General features: G+C 74.2%; 9 protein-coding genes and 1 pseudogene. 9 read left to right on the forward strand and 1 reads right to left on the reverse strand.

Annotated elements, in window-relative coordinates; translation table 11 throughout:
* The first annotated feature begins 146 nt into the window (after positions 1-146).
* The 6 genes from miaA (at position 147) to hflX (ending at position 8,678) form a co-directional block, all read left to right on the forward strand.
* Positions 147-1,085, forward strand: coding sequence for a tRNA (adenosine(37)-N6)-dimethylallyltransferase MiaA (gene miaA, locus ACF09K_RS23935; protein ID WP_392246517.1), 939 nt, complete (start codon positions 147-149; stop codon positions 1,083-1,085).
* Positions 1,086-1,193: 108 nt separating this feature from the next.
* Positions 1,194-1,832 carry a hypothetical protein gene (locus tag ACF09K_RS23940; RefSeq protein WP_392246768.1) on the forward strand — a complete coding sequence of 213 codons (639 nt, stop codon included), beginning with the start codon at positions 1,194-1,196 and terminating at the stop codon, positions 1,830-1,832.
* Positions 1,833-1,960: 128 nt separating this feature from the next.
* Positions 1,961-2,830, forward strand: coding sequence for a diaminopimelate epimerase (gene dapF / locus ACF09K_RS23945; protein ID WP_392246519.1), 870 nt, complete (start codon positions 1,961-1,963; stop codon positions 2,828-2,830).
* Positions 2,831-3,130: 300 nt separating this feature from the next.
* Positions 3,131-5,338, forward strand: a complete 2,208-nt coding sequence (locus tag ACF09K_RS23950; RefSeq protein WP_392246520.1) for a RelA/SpoT family protein — start codon at positions 3,131-3,133, stop codon at positions 5,336-5,338.
* A 128-nt stretch (positions 5,339-5,466) separates the two neighbouring features.
* Complete coding sequence (locus tag ACF09K_RS23955) at positions 5,467-7,050, forward strand: M1 family metallopeptidase (RefSeq protein ID WP_392246522.1); 1,584 nt, start codon at positions 5,467-5,469, stop codon at positions 7,048-7,050.
* 134 nt (positions 7,051-7,184) lie between these two features.
* Positions 7,185-8,678 (forward strand): GTPase HflX, encoded by a 1,494-nt coding sequence (gene hflX, locus ACF09K_RS23960; protein ID WP_392246524.1) that lies wholly within the window; start codon positions 7,185-7,187, stop codon positions 8,676-8,678.
* Between the two features lie 73 nt (positions 8,679-8,751).
* On the opposite strand, the gene ACF09K_RS23965 is transcribed toward hflX, so the two are convergent.
* Complete coding sequence (locus ACF09K_RS23965; protein WP_392246526.1) at positions 8,752-9,975, reverse strand: trypsin-like serine peptidase; 1,224 nt, start codon at positions 9,973-9,975, stop codon at positions 8,752-8,754.
* Between the two features lie 466 nt (positions 9,976-10,441).
* Here ACF09K_RS23965 and ACF09K_RS23970 point away from each other — a divergent pair.
* The 3 genes and pseudogenes from ACF09K_RS23970 to ACF09K_RS23980 all read left to right on the forward strand — a co-directional run bounded on the left by ACF09K_RS23970 (position 10,442) and on the right by ACF09K_RS23980 (position 16,110).
* A pseudogene (locus ACF09K_RS23970) lies at positions 10,442-11,813 on the forward strand (aminotransferase class III-fold pyridoxal phosphate-dependent enzyme).
* Between the two features lie 26 nt (positions 11,814-11,839).
* On the forward strand, positions 11,840-13,810 hold the full coding sequence (locus tag ACF09K_RS23975) for an IucA/IucC family protein (protein ID WP_392246770.1): 1,971 nt from the start codon (positions 11,840-11,842) through the stop codon (positions 13,808-13,810).
* A gap of 326 nt (positions 13,811-14,136) precedes the next feature.
* Complete coding sequence (locus ACF09K_RS23980; RefSeq protein WP_392246528.1) at positions 14,137-16,110, forward strand: ATP-dependent DNA helicase; 1,974 nt, start codon at positions 14,137-14,139, stop codon at positions 16,108-16,110.
* Positions 16,111-16,211 lie beyond the last annotated feature (101 nt).

The following is a 16,211-nucleotide window of genomic DNA, read 5'->3' on the forward strand; positions in this document are numbered from 1 at the left end:
GCGTCGCCCGGTGCGTCCGTTCGCGTCACCGGGTCGCGCCGCCCCGTGAACGGGCGACGGGAATCCCGCAACGGGCAACGACCCGGGGCGAGTCCTGTCACCTCACTCGTTCGAGGGCACGGGGTGACGTTTGGGAGACTGGTGCGGTGAGCAGCGCACCCCCCACCCCCCGGGTCATCGCCGTCGTCGGACCGACCGCGGCCGGAAAGTCCGATCTGGGCGTCTTTCTGGCTCGACGGCTCGGAGGCGAGGTCGTCAACGCCGACTCCATGCAGCTGTACCGAGGGATGGACATCGGCACCGCCAAACTGACGCCCGAGGAGCGCGGCGGCGTCCCGCACCACCTCCTCGACATCTGGGACGTCACCGTCACCGCCTCGGTCGCCGAGTACCAGCGCCTGGCACGGGCCCGCATCGACGCCCTGCTCGCCGAGGGGCGCTGGCCGGTCCTCGTCGGCGGCTCCGGGCTGTACGTCCGCGGCGCCGTCGACAACCTGGAGTTCCCCGGCACCGACCCCGAGGTGCGGGCCCGGCTGGAGGAGGAGCTGACGCTGCGCGGCTCCGGCGCCCTGCACGCCCGCCTGGCGGCCGCCGACCCGGGGGCGGCGCAGGCGATCCTGCCGAGCAACGGCCGCCGCATCGTCCGCGCCCTCGAAGTGATCGAGATCACCGGGAAGCCCTTCACGGCCAATCTGCCGGGGCACGACTCCGTCTACGACACGATCCAGATCGGTGTCGACGTCACCCGGCCCGAACTCGACGAGCGCATCGCCCGACGGGTCGACCGGATGTGGGACGCGGGGCTCGTGGACGAGGTGCGCGCGCTGGAGGCGCGAGGCCTGCGCGAGGGGCGCACGGCCTCCCGCGCGCTCGGCTACCAGCAGATCCTCGCGGCACTGGCCGGCGAGTGCACCGAGGACGAGGCGCGAGCGGAGACGATCCGCGCCACCAAACGCTTCGCGCGCCGTCAGGATTCCTGGTTCAGGCGCGATCCACGGGTGCACTGGCTGAGTGGGGCCGCGGCGGACCTCGCGGAACTTCCGCGGCTCGCGTCGGCGTTGGTCGAACGACCGGTCACAGCCTGATCACGTCATGGCATCGGGACGCTCAGGCCGTCATCCGGGCCTCCGGCACCGTGCCATCATCGAGCTTCGATCGACCAAGTGGAGTCCGAGTGGGGAGGGCGCGTGGCGATGGAGGCCGGCCCTCGTGACACCGCACAAGGCACCGGGCACGTCACCGGCGAGCACGGCGAACCGGAGCCGGTGGACGGCCGTCCGGGTCCCGTGGGACCGGACGGTGCCGACCACTCGGACAGCGACGCCGGCACGGACGGCGCCGACGGCTCGAACGACATGGGCGACATCGGCGTCGACGGCATCCAGGACGTCGACGGCATCCACGGCATCCACGACGTCGACGACGACACGGACGAGGTCGAGGACGGCGTGACCGCCGACGGCCCCGAGCCGGAGGAGATGTTCGCCGGCGGCCCGGAGGTCGAGGTCGAGCTGCGCCCCCAGCGCAGGCTGCGGATCTGGCAGCTCGCCCCCATCGTCGCCCTGGCCGCGACGGGCTCCCTGATGTTCGCCTTCCCGCTCGCCTTCGACTTCGGCGACAGCGGCGCCGTGATCGCCATGCTGGGCCTGCTGATCTGCTCCTGCGCGGCGGGCTGGGGGATGATGGCCGCCCGCCGCGTCGGACACACCTGGCCCGGTCTGCCGCAGCGCGGCTCCGGCCGCCGCCCCGACTGGCGCGTCGTCCTCGCCTACGTCGTCCTCGTCGCCGCGGTCGTGGTCCTGGCCGTCTGGCGGGTCGCACGCCTGCGGTAGACCCCGCCGGACCGGATCCGCCCGCCCGGATCCGCCCCCTTCCCTCCCCGTCCCGTCCCGTCCCGCCCGGACCCGCGCCGCCGTCGCCGCCGCGCGGGACCGCCGTAACCACCCCGTACGATCGGGGGATGAGCACGCGGATCGCCTTCCTCAAGGGACACGGCACCGAGAACGACTTCGTGATCGTCCCGGACCCCGAGAACGCCATCGACCTCTCCCCGGCCGCCGTCGCCGCCCTGTGCGACCGCCGCGCGGGCATCGGCGGCGACGGACTGCTGCACGTCGTGCGCTCCGCCGCGCACCCCGAGGCGAAGGACCTGGCGGCCGGGGCCGAGTGGTTCATGGACTACCGCAACGGCGACGGCTCGATCGCCGAGATGTGCGGCAACGGCGTCCGGGTCTTCGCCCGCTACCTCCGGCACGCCGGCCTCGTCCCCGAGGGCGACCTCGCGATCGCCACGCGTGCGGGCGTGAAGAGCGTGCACCTCGCCAAGGACGGCGACGTCACCGTCGGCATGGGCCGGGCGCGCCTCCCCGAGGGCGACGTCACGGTCGGCGTCGGCGAGCGCGGCTGGCCCGCACGGAACGTGAACATGGGCAACCCGCACGCCGTCGCCTTCGTCGACGACCTCGCGCACGCGGGCGACCTGCACGCCCCGCCCTCCTTCAGCCCCGCCTCCGCCTACCCGGACGGGGTCAACGTCGAGTTCGTCGTCGACCGCGGCCCGCGGCACGTCGCGCTGCGCGTGCACGAGCGCGGCTCCGGCGAGACCCGCTCCTGCGGCACGGGCGCGTGCGCCGTCGCCGTGGCGGCCGCCCGCAGGGACGGTGCCGACCCGGCCGTCACCGGTGTACCGGTGACGTACACCGTGGACGTCCCCGGCGGGCGGCTCGTGATCACCGAGCGGCCGGACGGCGAGATCGAGATGACCGGTCCCGCGGTGATCGTCGCCGAAGGCGAGATCGACTCCGCGTGGCTGGAAAACGCCGCCCGCTGAGGAGGGGGGCGGCTTGGCATCGGAGGCGGCGGCGACCCGGCACGCGCAAGGAGTGCCGCCGGGCCCGTGGCTGTGAGTTCGAAATCAAGACCGGCCCGGTGCCGTGCGGCGCGAAACCGTAAACCTCAAAGGCTTCGCTCGAATGGGTGATCCGTTTCACGCTCGGCGAGAGGCGGTCGGTCGGGCGTGATGGGCTCGGTAGCATCAAGCACCGGCCCGGACGGGGGACCGTCGCCAGCCCCCTGAGCCGTGTCCGCCCTGGGGCACCCCGTCCGCCGGTCCACGCAGCCGGAGGTGCCCATGAGTGCGGAGGCCACGAACCCCGCGACCCCAGGCCCGGTAGTGCCTGCCGCGCCCCGCAGGCGCAGCCGCCCCCGGATCGACCTGCGCCGTCTGGGCCGGGCGGCCCTGCTCGGCCCCGCCTCCCGGGGCAGGCTGCCCGACGCGATCGGCCACGTGGTCGAGGCCCACCGCTTCCACCACCCGGACGCCGACCTCGAACCACTGCGCCGCGCCTACGTGCTCGCGGAGTCCTCCCACCGCGGCCAGATGCGCAAGAGCGGCGAGCCGTACATCACGCACCCGCTGGCCGTGACGCTGATCCTGGCCGAACTCGGCGCCGAGACCACCACGTTGACGGCCTCACTGCTCCACGACACCGTGGAGGACACCGATGTGACGCTCGATCAGGTCGGCGACGAGTTCGGCGCCGAGGTGCGCTACCTCGTCGACGGCGTGACGAAGCTGGAGAAGGTGGACTACGGCGCCGCCGCCGAACCCGAGACGTTCCGCAAGATGCTCGTGGCCACCGGCAACGACGTCCGCGTGATGTCCATCAAACTCGCCGACCGGCTGCACAACATGCGCACCCTCGGCGTGATGCGCCCCGAGAAGCAGGAACGCATCGCCAAGGTGACCCGCGACGTCCTCATCCCGCTCGCCGAACGCCTCGGCGTCCAGGCGCTGAAGACCGAGCTGGAGGACATGGTCTTCGCCATCCTGCACCCCGAGGAGTACGAGCAGACGCGCAGGCTGATCGCCGACAACGCCGCGCGCGCGGACGACCCCCTCGCCGAGTTCGCCGACGCGACGCGAGCGGTGCTGCGCGACGCCGACATCCAGGCCGAAGTCCTCATCCGGCCACGGCACTTCGTCTCCCTGCACCGCACCGCCCGCAAACGCGGACGCCTGCGCGGCTCCGACTTCGGCCGCCTGCTCGTCCTCGTCAACGAGGACGCCGACTGCTACGCGGTCCTCGGCGAACTGCACACCTGCATGACGCCCGTGGTCTCGGAGTTCAAGGACTTCATCGCCGTCCCCAAGTTCAACCTCTACCAGTCGCTGCACACCGCCGTCGCCCTCCCCGGGACCCGGACGGACCCGCCCGCGGGCGCCCCCGCCGACGTCCAGGTCGCCGAAGTCCTCATCCGCACCCACCAGATGCACAAGGTCGCCGAGGCCGGGGTCGTCGCGCTCGGCAACCCCTACGCCCCGCCGGCGGAGGAGCAGGGCACGCCCGAGGGCGAGCGCGTCGACCCCACCCGCCCCGGCTGGCTCTCCCGCCTCCTCGACTGGCAGGAGGCGGCCCCCGACCCGGACACCTTCTGGTCCACCCTGCGCGAGGACCTCGCCCAGGACCGCGAGATCACCGTCTTCCGCCCTGACGGCGGCACCCTGGGCCTGCCCGAGGGCGCCACCTGCGTGGACGCCGCGTACGCGCAGTACGGCGAGGACGCCCACGCCTGCCTCGGCGCCCGCGTCAACGGCCGCCTGGCGACCCTGAGCACCGTGCTGCGGGACGGCGACAGCGTCCAGCTCCTCATGGGCCAGGACCCCGCCTCCGAACCCTCCAGGGAGTGGCTGGAGCACGCCCACACGCCCGCCGCGCGCATCGCCATCCAGCGGTGGCTCGCGGCGCACCCGGGTACGGACGGCGCGCCCGCCGAGGCCGACGGCACGAAGGCCGGCCCGGTCCGGCCCCCCTCCGACGGCGCCCCGGCCCGCCCCGCCCCGGACGCTCCCGCGCCCGAGGCACCCGCACCACGCCCCGGCGCCGGGGCGATCACCGTCGTCGACCGCCCCGGCGCCGGAGTGCGGCTCGCCGGGTGCTGCACGCCCGTACCGGCCGACGAGGTCACCGGCTTCGCCGTACGCGGCGGCGTGGTGACCGTGCACCGCGTGGAGTGCGCCGCAGTGGCGCGCATGGCACAGGCGGGGCGCGCGGCGGTCGACGTGCGCTGGGGGGACACCACCGAGTGCCGGGTCACCCTGTTCGCCGAGTCGTTCGGCCGTCCCCACCTGCTCGCCGACCTCACCGAGGCGATGGCCCTGGAGGGCGCCGAGATCGTCTCCGCGACCGTGGAACCGCCCAGCCGGCAGCGGGTCCGCCACACCTACACCGTCCAGCTCCCCGACGCGGGCCGGCTGCCCACCCTCATCCGCGCCATGCGCGACGTCCCCGGCGTGTACGACGTGGGGCGCGCGCACCACCGGACGCCGTTCTCCTGATCCCCCCCAGGCACGGTCCGGGGCCTTCCCGCCCCGTCCGTCACCGCACGCGCGCGTGCGCAACCCGTTCGGGTGGGCCGGTCGCGCGTCGGCGCCGCCCGGGCGGGACGCGCTGGTAGCCGTGGTCCATGCTGCTCTCCCCCCGCGCCCAGGCCCACCGGGTCGGCACCGGCACCGGCCGGCCCCGCACCACCCGCTCCCGCCGCCTCGCCCTCGCCCTCCTCGCCCCGGCCGTCTCGGTCTGCCTCGTCGCCGCGGGCGCCCCGCCCGTCCCGCTCGGCGTCGGCGACCGCCTCTACCCCCACCTGGGCAACCCCGGCTACGACGTGGCCTCGTACGACCTGGCCCTCACGTACTCCGGAAGCAACGACAAGCCGCTCCAGGCGGTCACGACGATCGACGGCTGGACCACCGGCGCCCTGGACCGGATCAACCTGGACTTCGCCCACGGCGAGGTCCGGTCCGTCGAGGTCGACGGGGAGCCCGCCGGTTTCGCCACCGCCGGCGAGGACCTGGTGATCACGCCGGCGCGCCCGCTGCCCCGCGGCGACTGGATGCGCGTCACCGTGCGTCACACCAGCGATCCGGTGAGCCCCGGCGACCGGGACGGCGGCTGGGTGCGGACCGCGGACGGGCTCGCCATGGCCAACCAGGCCGACGCCGCGCACCTGGTGTTCCCGTGCAACGACCACCCCTCCGACAAGGCCATGTTCACCGTCCGCGTCACCGCGCCCGACGGCTACACGGCGGTCGCCAACGGGTTGCCCACCGACGTCGACCGGGCGGCCCGCGCGACGACCTGGACGTACCGCACCCTGCACCCGATGGCCACCGAACTCGCCCAGGTCTCCATCGGCCGCTCCGCCGTCCTGCACCGCGAGGGACCGCGCGGACTGCCCGTGCGCGACGTCGTCCCCGCCAAGGACCGCGAGGCCCTCGAACCCTGGCTGCGCAAGACCCCCGACCAGATCGCCTGGATGGAGAGCAAGGTCGGCCCCTACCCCTTCGAGACGTACGGCGTGCTCGTCGCCGACACCGCCACCGGCTTCGAACTGGAGACGCAGACCCTCTCCCTCTTCGAGAAGGGCCTGTTCACCGAGCCCGCCTACCCCGCGTGGTACGTCGAGTCGATCATGGTGCACGAGCTGGCCCACCAGTGGTTCGGCGACAGCGTCAGCCCGCGCACGTGGTCCGACCTCTGGCTCAACGAGGGCCACGCCACCTGGTACGAGGCCCTGTACGCGCAGGAGAAGGCCGACCGCACCCTGGAGGCCCGCATGAAGGCGGCGTACGGCGCCTCCGACCGCTGGCGCACGGCCGGCGGCCCGCCCGGCGCCCCCAAGCCGCCGAAGCCCGGGCAGAAGATCGGCATCTTCCGCTCCAACGTCTACGACGGTGCGGCCCTGGTGCTCTTCGCCCTGCGCCAGGAGATCGGCCAGGAGGCCTTCGACCGGCTGGAACGGAGCTGGCTGGACGGCCACCGCGACGCCACCGCGGGCACGGCCGACTTCGTCCGCCTCGCCGCCCGGATCTCCGGCCGTGACCTCGGGAGCTTCTTCCAGCACTGGCTGTACGACGAGAAGACCCCGCCGATGCCCGGACACCCGGAGTGGAAGCCGGTCGCACCCGCGGCCAGGGCCCCCGCCTCCGCGGCCAAGACCCCCGCATCCGTCGCCAAGGCCTCCCGACCCGCCGCCGAGGCCTCCGAATAAGGCGATGACGAGACGGGCCGTACCGTGCGACCATCGACGGGTCGGCAGGACACGGGACGCGGGAATCTCCCGGACCCCTCGTGCGTTGTGCACTATGACCGCCGAACCGGCATCCCCAACGACGTAAGGACCCAATGACCTCCTCTTCTTCCCCTTCCCAGGACACCCAGCGCCTCGCGCACGCCTACCCCGAAGGTCTTCGGGCCGATGCCCTGATGGAAGAGGACGTCGCCTGGAGCCTCGACACCGACGGAGACCGGGACGGCGACCAGTTCGACCGCTCCGAGCGGGCGGCCCTGCGCCGCGTCGCCGGTCTCTCCACCGAACTCGAGGACGTCACCGAGGTCGAGTACCGTCAGCTCCGCCTGGAGCGGGTCGTACTCGTCGGCGTCTGGACCTCGGGGACCGCACAGGACGCGGACAACTCCCTCGCCGAGCTGGCCGCCCTCGCGGAGACCGCGGGCGCGCTCGTGCTCGACGGCGTGATCCAGCGCCGCGACAAGCCCGACGCGGCCACCTACATCGGCTCCGGCAAGGCCACCGAACTGCGGGACATCGTCCTGGAGACCGGCGCCGACACCGTGATCTGCGACGGTGAGCTGAGCCCGGGCCAGCTGATCCACCTCGAGGACGTCGTCAAGGTCAAGGTCATCGACCGCACGGCCCTGATCCTCGACATCTTCGCCCAGCACGCCAAGTCCCGAGAGGGCAAGGCACAGGTCGCGCTCGCGCAGATGCAGTACATGCTGCCGCGACTGCGCGGCTGGGGTCAGTCGCTGTCCCGTCAGATGGGCGGCGGCAAGGGCGGCGGCCTCGCCACCCGCGGTCCCGGTGAGACCAAGATCGAGACGGACCGGCGCCGGATCCGCGAGAAGATGGCGAAGATGCGCCGGGAGATCGCGGAGATGAAGACCGGCCGCGAGATCAAGCGCCAGGAGCGCAAGCGCCACAAGGTGCCCTCCGTCGCCATCGCGGGCTACACCAACGCCGGCAAGTCCTCGCTGCTCAACCGCCTCACCGGCGCGGGCGTGCTGGTCGAGAACGCCCTGTTCGCGACCCTCGACCCGACCGTGCGCCGGGCCGAGACCCCGAGCGGCCGGCTCTACACGCTGGTGGACACCGTCGGTTTCGTCCGCCACCTCCCGCACCACCTGGTCGAGGCGTTCCGCTCCACCATGGAGGAGGTCGGCGAGTCCGACCTGATCCTGCACGTGGTGGACGGCTCGCACCCGGCCCCGGAGGAGCAGCTCGCCGCCGTGCGCGAGGTGATCAGGGACGTCGGCGCCACCGGCGTGCCCGAGATCGTCGTGATCAACAAGGCCGACGCGGCCGACCCGCTCACGCTCCAGCGGCTCCTGCGCAACGAGAAGCACTCCATCGCCGTCTCGGCCCGCACGGGCCAGGGCATCGGCGAACTGCTGGCGCTCATCGACGACGAGCTGCCCAGGCCGTCCGTCGAGGTCGAGGCGCTCGTGCCGTACACCCACGGCAAGCTGGTCGCGCGCGCCCACGCCGAGGGCGAGGTGATCTCCGAGGAGCACACGGCGGAGGGCACCCTGCTGAAGGCACGGGTGCACGAGGAACTCGCGGCGGATCTCGCGCCGTACGTTCCCGCGCCGCTCGCCTGACGCACCGGTCCGCCCGAAGGCCCGCCCCCCGCTCGTCGCGGTGGGGCCGGGCCTTCGCCGTGCGCGGGCGGACCTACCGGCCGGCGAACTTCCCGCTCACCGAGTCGTACACGCCCTCGGCCACCTTGCCCAGCCGCGGCCCCGCGAGCCAGCCGGCGTCCACCGGGCCGATCGAGGTGTTGGACACCAGCGCGGGCTTGCCGTCCGAGCCCGTGGCGACCCAGCCGCCGCCGGACGAACCGCCGGTCATCGTGCACCCGATGCGGTACATCGTCGGGTCGGTGCCGTTGAGCGACAACCGCCCGGGCTTGTCCTGGCACTGGTACAGCGTCTGCCCGTCGTACGGCGCCGCCGCCGGGTAGCCGGTCGCGGTGACGCTCCTCACCTTGGTCGCCGCCGGGGCCGCGAAGTCCACCGGCAGTGCCGAACCGACCGTCTCCTCCAGCGACTTGCCGGAGCCGCCCTCCTCGGGCGTCACATGGATGACGGCGAAGTCGTACGAGGCGCCGTCGCCGCCGGTCTGCCCGCCCTGCGCGATCCACTGGTCGGACGTCTGGGCCCAGTCGCCCCACCAGACCCCGTACGGCGCGACCTCTTCCTTGGCCGCCGTCTTCAGCTTCGCGGCCGACATGCCCGAGTCGTTGTACGACGGCACGAAGGCGATGTTGCGGTACCAGCCGCCCTTCTTGCCGGCGTGCACGCAGTGGCCCGCCGTCCACACCAGGTTGGACTTGCCCGGGTGGGCCGGGTCCCGCACGACCGTGGCCGAGCAGACCATCGTGCCCTCGGGGGAGTCGAAGAACACCTTGCCCGCCTCGGGGGCGTTGGCGTGGTAAGCGGCCGGCACGGCCGCCGCGTCCACCGCCGCCGGCTCCGGGTCGGTCACACCCTGGTCGTCGGAGAGGTCGTTCTCGTCGACGCTGCGGTCCGGGTCCTCCGCCTCACGCATCCGGTCCGGGTCCCACAGGCCCGCGATGATCGGGTTGACGTAGTCCTGTGCCTCGCGCAGCCAGTCGTCCCTGTCCCAGTTCTTCCAGGCGCCGTTCTTCCACTTGTCCAGATCGATCCCGTGCTCCTTGAGCCGGTCCTTGATGTCGTCCGGGATCGTGATCTTCCCGTCGCCCGAGCCCGCGGCCGAGGCGGAGGCGTCGGCCTGGGCGTCGGCGCCGCCCGAGTCGCAGGCGGTCGCGGTGAGGGCGAGCACCGAGGCCAGGGCGACGGCACCCAGCGCGGGGGAGATCCTGCGTGAGGCGTTCCTCCCCCGCCGGGCGCTGAAGGACGGCCGTATGGATCGCATGGTGTGACTCCCCGTGGTGTCAAGGAACTTGGCGCGGCGGCCGTGCGCACCGCGGGAACCCGGCGTCCTCGCGTGCCTGGTTCGGGCGGGTCCCACGGCCGGGTGGGACGGCATCACACGATATGCGTTCGCTGTGGGGGAGCGCCGACGGAACAGCAACGGTTCCGTCACGGCAAGGATCTTGGAGCAACCCGTAACCCGCGGGACCGTCGGCGGTTGGTAGCCGTGGGGCGGCGGTCCGTGCGCGGCCCTTCGAGCGGGAATCCCCCGAGGCCGCGGCGCCGCCGCCCTCGGCCGGGCGCGCCGGCGGGGGCCCCGCGGCGCACCGACTCGCCTGTGGACAGCGGGAGGACAGGAAATCGTGGTCGTGACGCAGCCGGTGCCGGGGAAGACGTCCGCGGGACGCGACGGCGGCGGGGGACCCGCTGTGGGGGCCCCGGCGTGCGGGAGCCCGGCCGGTGCGGAGATCCCCGTGCCGGGCACCCCCGCGCGCGCACGCCCCGGCCGGGACCTCCCGCGCGGGCGGTCGGCACGCGAACCGGCGGCGCGGGGCCGCGCCCGGGCCCTGCCGATCGTGCCGGTCCGGGCCCGGGGGCTGACCATCGAGGGGGGCCGACGGCCGCCGCTACCTCGACTGCGTCTCGGGCGCCGGGACCCTCGCCCTCGGCCACAACCACCCCGTCGTCCTGGAGGCGGTCCGCGAGGTCCTCGACTCGGGCGCCCCGCTGCACGTCGCCAGTCTCGCCACGCCGCTCGAGGAGGCCTTCGTCACCGAGCTGCTGCACACCCTGCCGCCGGGACTGGCCGGCCACGCGCGCGTGCGGTTCTGCGAACCGGCCGGCCCGGACGCCGTGGCAGCCGCACTCGCGCTGGTCCGGGCCGCCACGGGCCGCACCGGAGTCCTGGCGTTCACCGGCGCCCGCCACGGAACGACCCCGGGTCCCCCCGAAGCCCCGGGCGGCGATCCGGACGTGCGGGTGACCCGGCTGCCGTACCCCCAGGACTACCGCTGCCCCTTCGGCGTCGGTGGCGAGCGGGGCGCCGAACTCGCCGCCCACCGGGCCGAGTCGGCCCTCGGCGCCCCAGGGTCGGGGGCGCGCCCGCCGGCCGGGCTGATCCTCGAACCCGTCCAGGGCGAGGGAGGTGTGATCCCCGCCCCGGACGCCTGGACGCGCCGCGTGCGCCGCCTCACCGCCGACCGCTCGATCCCCCTGATCGCCGACGAGACCGAGACGGGCGTCGGGCGGACCGGTGCCTTCTGGGCCGTCGACCACAGTGGCATCACCCCCGACGTGATGGTCCTGTCCCAGGCCGTCGGCGGCGGTCTGCCCCTGGCCGTGATCGTCCACCGGGACGACCTCGACGTCCGGGAGCCCGGCGCCCCCGCGGGCACGTTCCGCGGCAACCAGCTCGCCATGGCCGCCGGCAGGGCCACCCTCGCCCACGTCCGCGCCCACGGCCTCGCCGGACGCGCGGCCACCCTGGGCGACCGCCTCCTGCGCCGGCTCCGCGGCCTGGCGGACGACTTCCCGTGCGTCGGGGACGTACGGGGGCGCGGCCTGATGATCGGGGTGGAGATGGTGCACCCGGAGGGGATGCCGGGCGGACGGGGCGCCGCCGCCCGGGGGACCCCTCCCGCGTCGCCCGAACTGGCCGCGGCCGTCCGGCGGGAGTGCCTCAGCCGCGGCCTGCTCGTCGAACTGGCCGGACGCCGGCCGGGCGTCGTACGCCTGCTGCCGCCCCTGACGGTCACCGACGAGCAGGCGGCGGCCGTACTCGACCGATTCTCGGACGCGGTGCACGCCGTGGCCCGCACGCGAGCAAAGGAACGACCGTGAACACCCCGCCCCCGCCGCCGTCACCCATGTCGGTCCTCCCGGCCCCCCGCGGACAGCAGGGCACCGCTGCCGACCCGCTGCACCACCCCGACCCCCGTCGGGCGGCCCGGGCGGCGACCGTGGAGAACCTGCTGCGCTGCTGGGTCCGCGAGAGCGGCCTGTCCGCCCCCGACGACGGTGTCCTGCGCATCCCGCTGCCCGCCACCGGCACCGCGCTCCTCGTCCCGGTGCGCTACTGGTCACCCACCGGCTGGCACCGTTTCGGGCCGCCGCGCCCGGCCGGCGCCCCCGCCCGTTCCACGCCCGTGGACGCGGTCACGGTCGCGGCCCTGCTCAGCCGTGAGGCGTCCGCCGGGCCCGGCAAAACGCCCGGGGCCGCACCCGGCGGAGTCCTCCGCGAGGAGGACGCCGTGCCCCCGGGCGCGGCACGGGACGACGACCTCGTCGTCCGGGTCGCCGACTCCGTCCGCCGCACGGCCGCCTTCATCGACGCGTACCGAGAACGCCGCGCGCACCGGGAAGCCCCCGCCGACCGGCAGCGCCCCGCGGAGCGAACGGACCTCTTCCTCTCGGCAGAGCAGGCCCTCACCCTCGGGCATCCGCTGCATCCGGCTCCCAAGAGCCGCGAGGGCCTCTCCGACGCGGAAGCCCGGCTGTACTCACCCGAGGCGCACGGCTCCTTCCCCCTTCACTGGCTGGCGGTCGCGCCCCGGGCGCTGGCCGCCGGCTCCGCCTGGACCGAGCGCGGCCGTCCCGTCCCCGCCCCCGCGCTGACGGCCCGGCTCGCCGCCGCCCCGCTGCCGCTGCCCGACGGGTACGCCGCCCTGCCCGTGCACCCCTGGCAGCTCCGCGAGGTCCGCCGCCGCCCCGAGGTCGCGGCCCTGCTCGACGCCGGCCTGCTCCGGGACCTCGGCGCCCACGGCCCCTCGTGGCACCCGACCTCCTCCGTGCGCACGGTTCACCGCTCCGGCGCACCGGCGATGCTCAAGCTCTCCCTGGGACTGCGCATCACCGACTCCCTCCGCGAGAACCTCCGCAAGGAACTGCACCGGGGGGTCGAGGTCCACCGCCTGCTGCGCACCGGCCTCGGCGGGCGGTGGCGGGCGGCCCACCCGGGCTTCGACATCGTCCGGGACCCCGCCTGGCTCGCCGTGGACGGACCGGACGGCCGTCCGGTGGCGGGGCTCGACGTGGTGATCCGGCACAACCCGTTCGCCCCGGCCGACGACGTCTCCTGCCTCGCCGGACTCGTCGCCCCCCGCCCCGACCCCCACCGGGCCGAGGACGGCGGCCCCGCGCCCTCCCGGCTCGCGGCGCTCGTCGGGCGGCTCGCCGCCGTGACGGGCCGGCCGCGCGAGACCGTGGCCGCCGAGTGGTTCCTGCGCTACCTGGAGCGGGTCGTCCGCCCCGTGCTGTGGCTCGACGGTGCGGCGGGGATCGCGCTGGAGGCGCACCAGCAGAACACGCTGGTGCTGCTCGACCCCGACGGCTGGCCGAGCGGCGGCCGTTACCGCGACAACCAGGGCTGCTGCTTCCGCGAGTCCCGCCGCGCGGACCTGGACGCCCGGCTGCCCGGCATCGGCGAGGCCGGCGAGACCTTCGTCCCGGACCAGGTCGCCGACGAGCGCTTCGCCTACCACCTCGGCATCAACAACGTGCTGGGACTCGTCGGGGCCTTCGGCTCCCAGCGGCTCGCCGACGAACACATGCTGCTCGCCGCCTTCCGGCGCTTCCTCACCACTGCCGACGCGGATGCGGACGCGGATGCCGAGGCCGGCGCGGACGCCCACGCCGGCTCCCGTACCGGTCCCGGCCCGCGCCCCCGCACCGGTGCCGGCCGCCGGACACGGAGTTTGCTGCCCGCCCGGCTGCTCGACTCACCGCATCTGCGCTGCAAGGCCAACCTCCTCACCCGCCTGCACGGCCTGGACGAACTCGTCGGCCCGGTCGACACCCAGTCCGTCTACGTCACCATCGCCAATCCCCTGTACCGCTGAACCCCGCTTCCCGAGAGGAGGGGAACCGTGCCCGCCGCCGATGCCCGGGACGCCGCGGAGCCACGTCCGCCCGACGGCCCCCACTTCGCGCACCTCACCGGGGGAGGGCGCGAGCAGGACGCCACCCGCACCCGCACCCGCCGCGTCCGGTACGGCCGTCCCGCGCCCTGGACCAGGCCCCACCGGCCCGGGGGCCCCGATCGGTCGCTCACGCGCCGAAACCGGCGCCCCGTACCGCCCACCGGGAGGCCCACCGTCTTGATCGCGTCGCTCCCGTCCCCCGTGACCACACGTTTGTCAGTGCCGCCCCGTAGGGTGGTCGCGCTATGACGAAGCCCTCACTCCCCGAACTCCTGCACGCCGCCGTCGCCGCCGTCGGCGGCACGGAGCGCCCCGGCCAGGTGGCCATGGCCGAAGCCGTCGCGGAGGCGATCGACGACGGATCCCATCTGCTGGTCCAGGCCGGCACCGGCACCGGTAAGTCGCTGGGGTACCTCGTGCCCGCACTCGCGCACGGCGACCGGGTCGTCGTGGCGACCGCCACGCTGGCGCTGCAACGCCAGCTCGTGGAGCGCGACCTGCCGCGCACGGTCGACGCCCTGCATCCGCTGCTGCGCCGCCGCCCGGAGTTCGCGATGCTCAAGGGCCGGTCGAACTACCTGTGCCTGCACCGGCTGCACGAGGGCATGCCCCAGGACGAGGAGGAAGGCCTCTTCGACCAGTTCGAGGCCGCCGCGCCCACCAGCAAGCTGGGCCAGGACCTGCTGAGGCTGCGCGACTGGGCCGACGAGACGGAGGACGGCGACCGGGACGACCTGACCCCCGGCGTCTCCGACCGCGCCTGGGGCCAGGTCTCGGTCTCGTCCCGCGAGTGCCTCGGCGCCACGAAGTGCGCGTACGGCGCCGAGTGTTTCGCGGAGATGGCCCGCGAGCGGGCCAAGCTGGCCGAGGTCGTCGTCACCAACCACGCCCTGCTGGCCATCGACGCCATCGAGGGCGCTCCCGTCCTCCCCCAGCACGAGGTCCTGATCGTCGACGAGGCCCACGAGCTGGTCTCGCGGGTCACCGGCGTCGCCACCGGCGAGCTGACCGCGGGCCAGGTCAACCGGGCCGTACGCCGCGCCGCGAAGCTCGTCGACGAGAAGGCGGCCGATCAGCTCCAGACCGCCGCCGAGGGCTTCGAGCGGCTGATGGAGCTGGCCCTTCCGGGCCGCCTGGAAGAGATCCCGGAGGACCTCGGGTACGCCCTCATGGCGCTGCGCGACGCCGCCCGCACGGTGATCTCCGCCATCGGCGCGACCCGCGACAAGTCCGTCCAGGACGAGGACTCGGTCCGCAAGCAGGCACTGGCCTCGGTGGAGAGCGTCCACGACGTGGCGGAGCGCCTCGTGAACGGCTCCGAGTACGACGTCGTCTGGTACGAGCGGCACGACCGCTTCGGCGCCTCCCTGCGCGTCGCCCCCATGAGCGTCTCCGGCCTCCTGCGCGAGAAGCTCTTCGCGGACCGCTCCGTGGTCCTGGCCTCGGCGACCCTGAAGCTGGGCGGCGACTTCAACGGGGTGGGCGCCTCGATGGGGCTCGCCCCGGAGGGCACCCAGGGCGAGGACGTCCCCCAGTGGAAGGGCATCGACGTCGGCTCCCCCTTCGACTATCCCAAGCAGGGCATCCTGTACGTCGCCAAGCACCTGGCCCGCCCCGCGCGCGACGGTGACCGCGCGGACATGCTGGACGAGCTGACGGAGCTGATCCAGGCGGCCGGCGGACGCACCCTCGGTCTCTTCTCCTCGATGCGCGCCGCCCAGCTGGCCGCGGAGGAACTGCGCTCCCGCATTCCCGAGTTCCCGATCCTGTTGCAGGGCGAGGAGACGCTCGGGGAGCTGATCAAGAACTTCGCGGCGGACCCCGAGACCTGCCTCTTCGGCACGCTGTCGCTCTGGCAGGGGGTGGACGTGCCCGGCCCGAACTGCCAGCTGGTGGTGATGGACAAGATCCCCTTCCCGCGCCCCGACGACCCCTTGATGAGCGCTCGCCAGAAGGCGGTCGAGGAGGCCGGCGGGAACGGCTTCATGGCGGTCGCCGCGACCCATGCCGCGCTGCTGATGGCCCAGGGCGCGGGCCGGCTCGTCCGCGCGTCGGGCGACCGCGGAGTCGTCGCCGTGCTGGACCAGCGGCTCGCCACGGCCCGCTACGGCAGCTACCTGAAGGCCTCGATGCCCGATTTCTGGTTCACGACGGACCCCCAGCAGGTCCGCAGGTCGCTGGCGGCGATCGACGCGGCCGCGAAGAAGGCCGACACGTAGGGCCGGGGCCACGGGGAAAGGGGACCGCCTCCTCGAGGACCGGTCCCCTTTCCGTGCCGTCGGATCCGACGGATTCGTCAGGTCCGTCGGCGGCAGGACCG

This window comes from Streptomyces sp. NPDC014882 (assembly GCF_043081325.1).
In the GTDB taxonomy this organism is placed as follows: Bacteria; Actinomycetota; Actinomycetes; order Streptomycetales; family Streptomycetaceae; genus Streptomyces.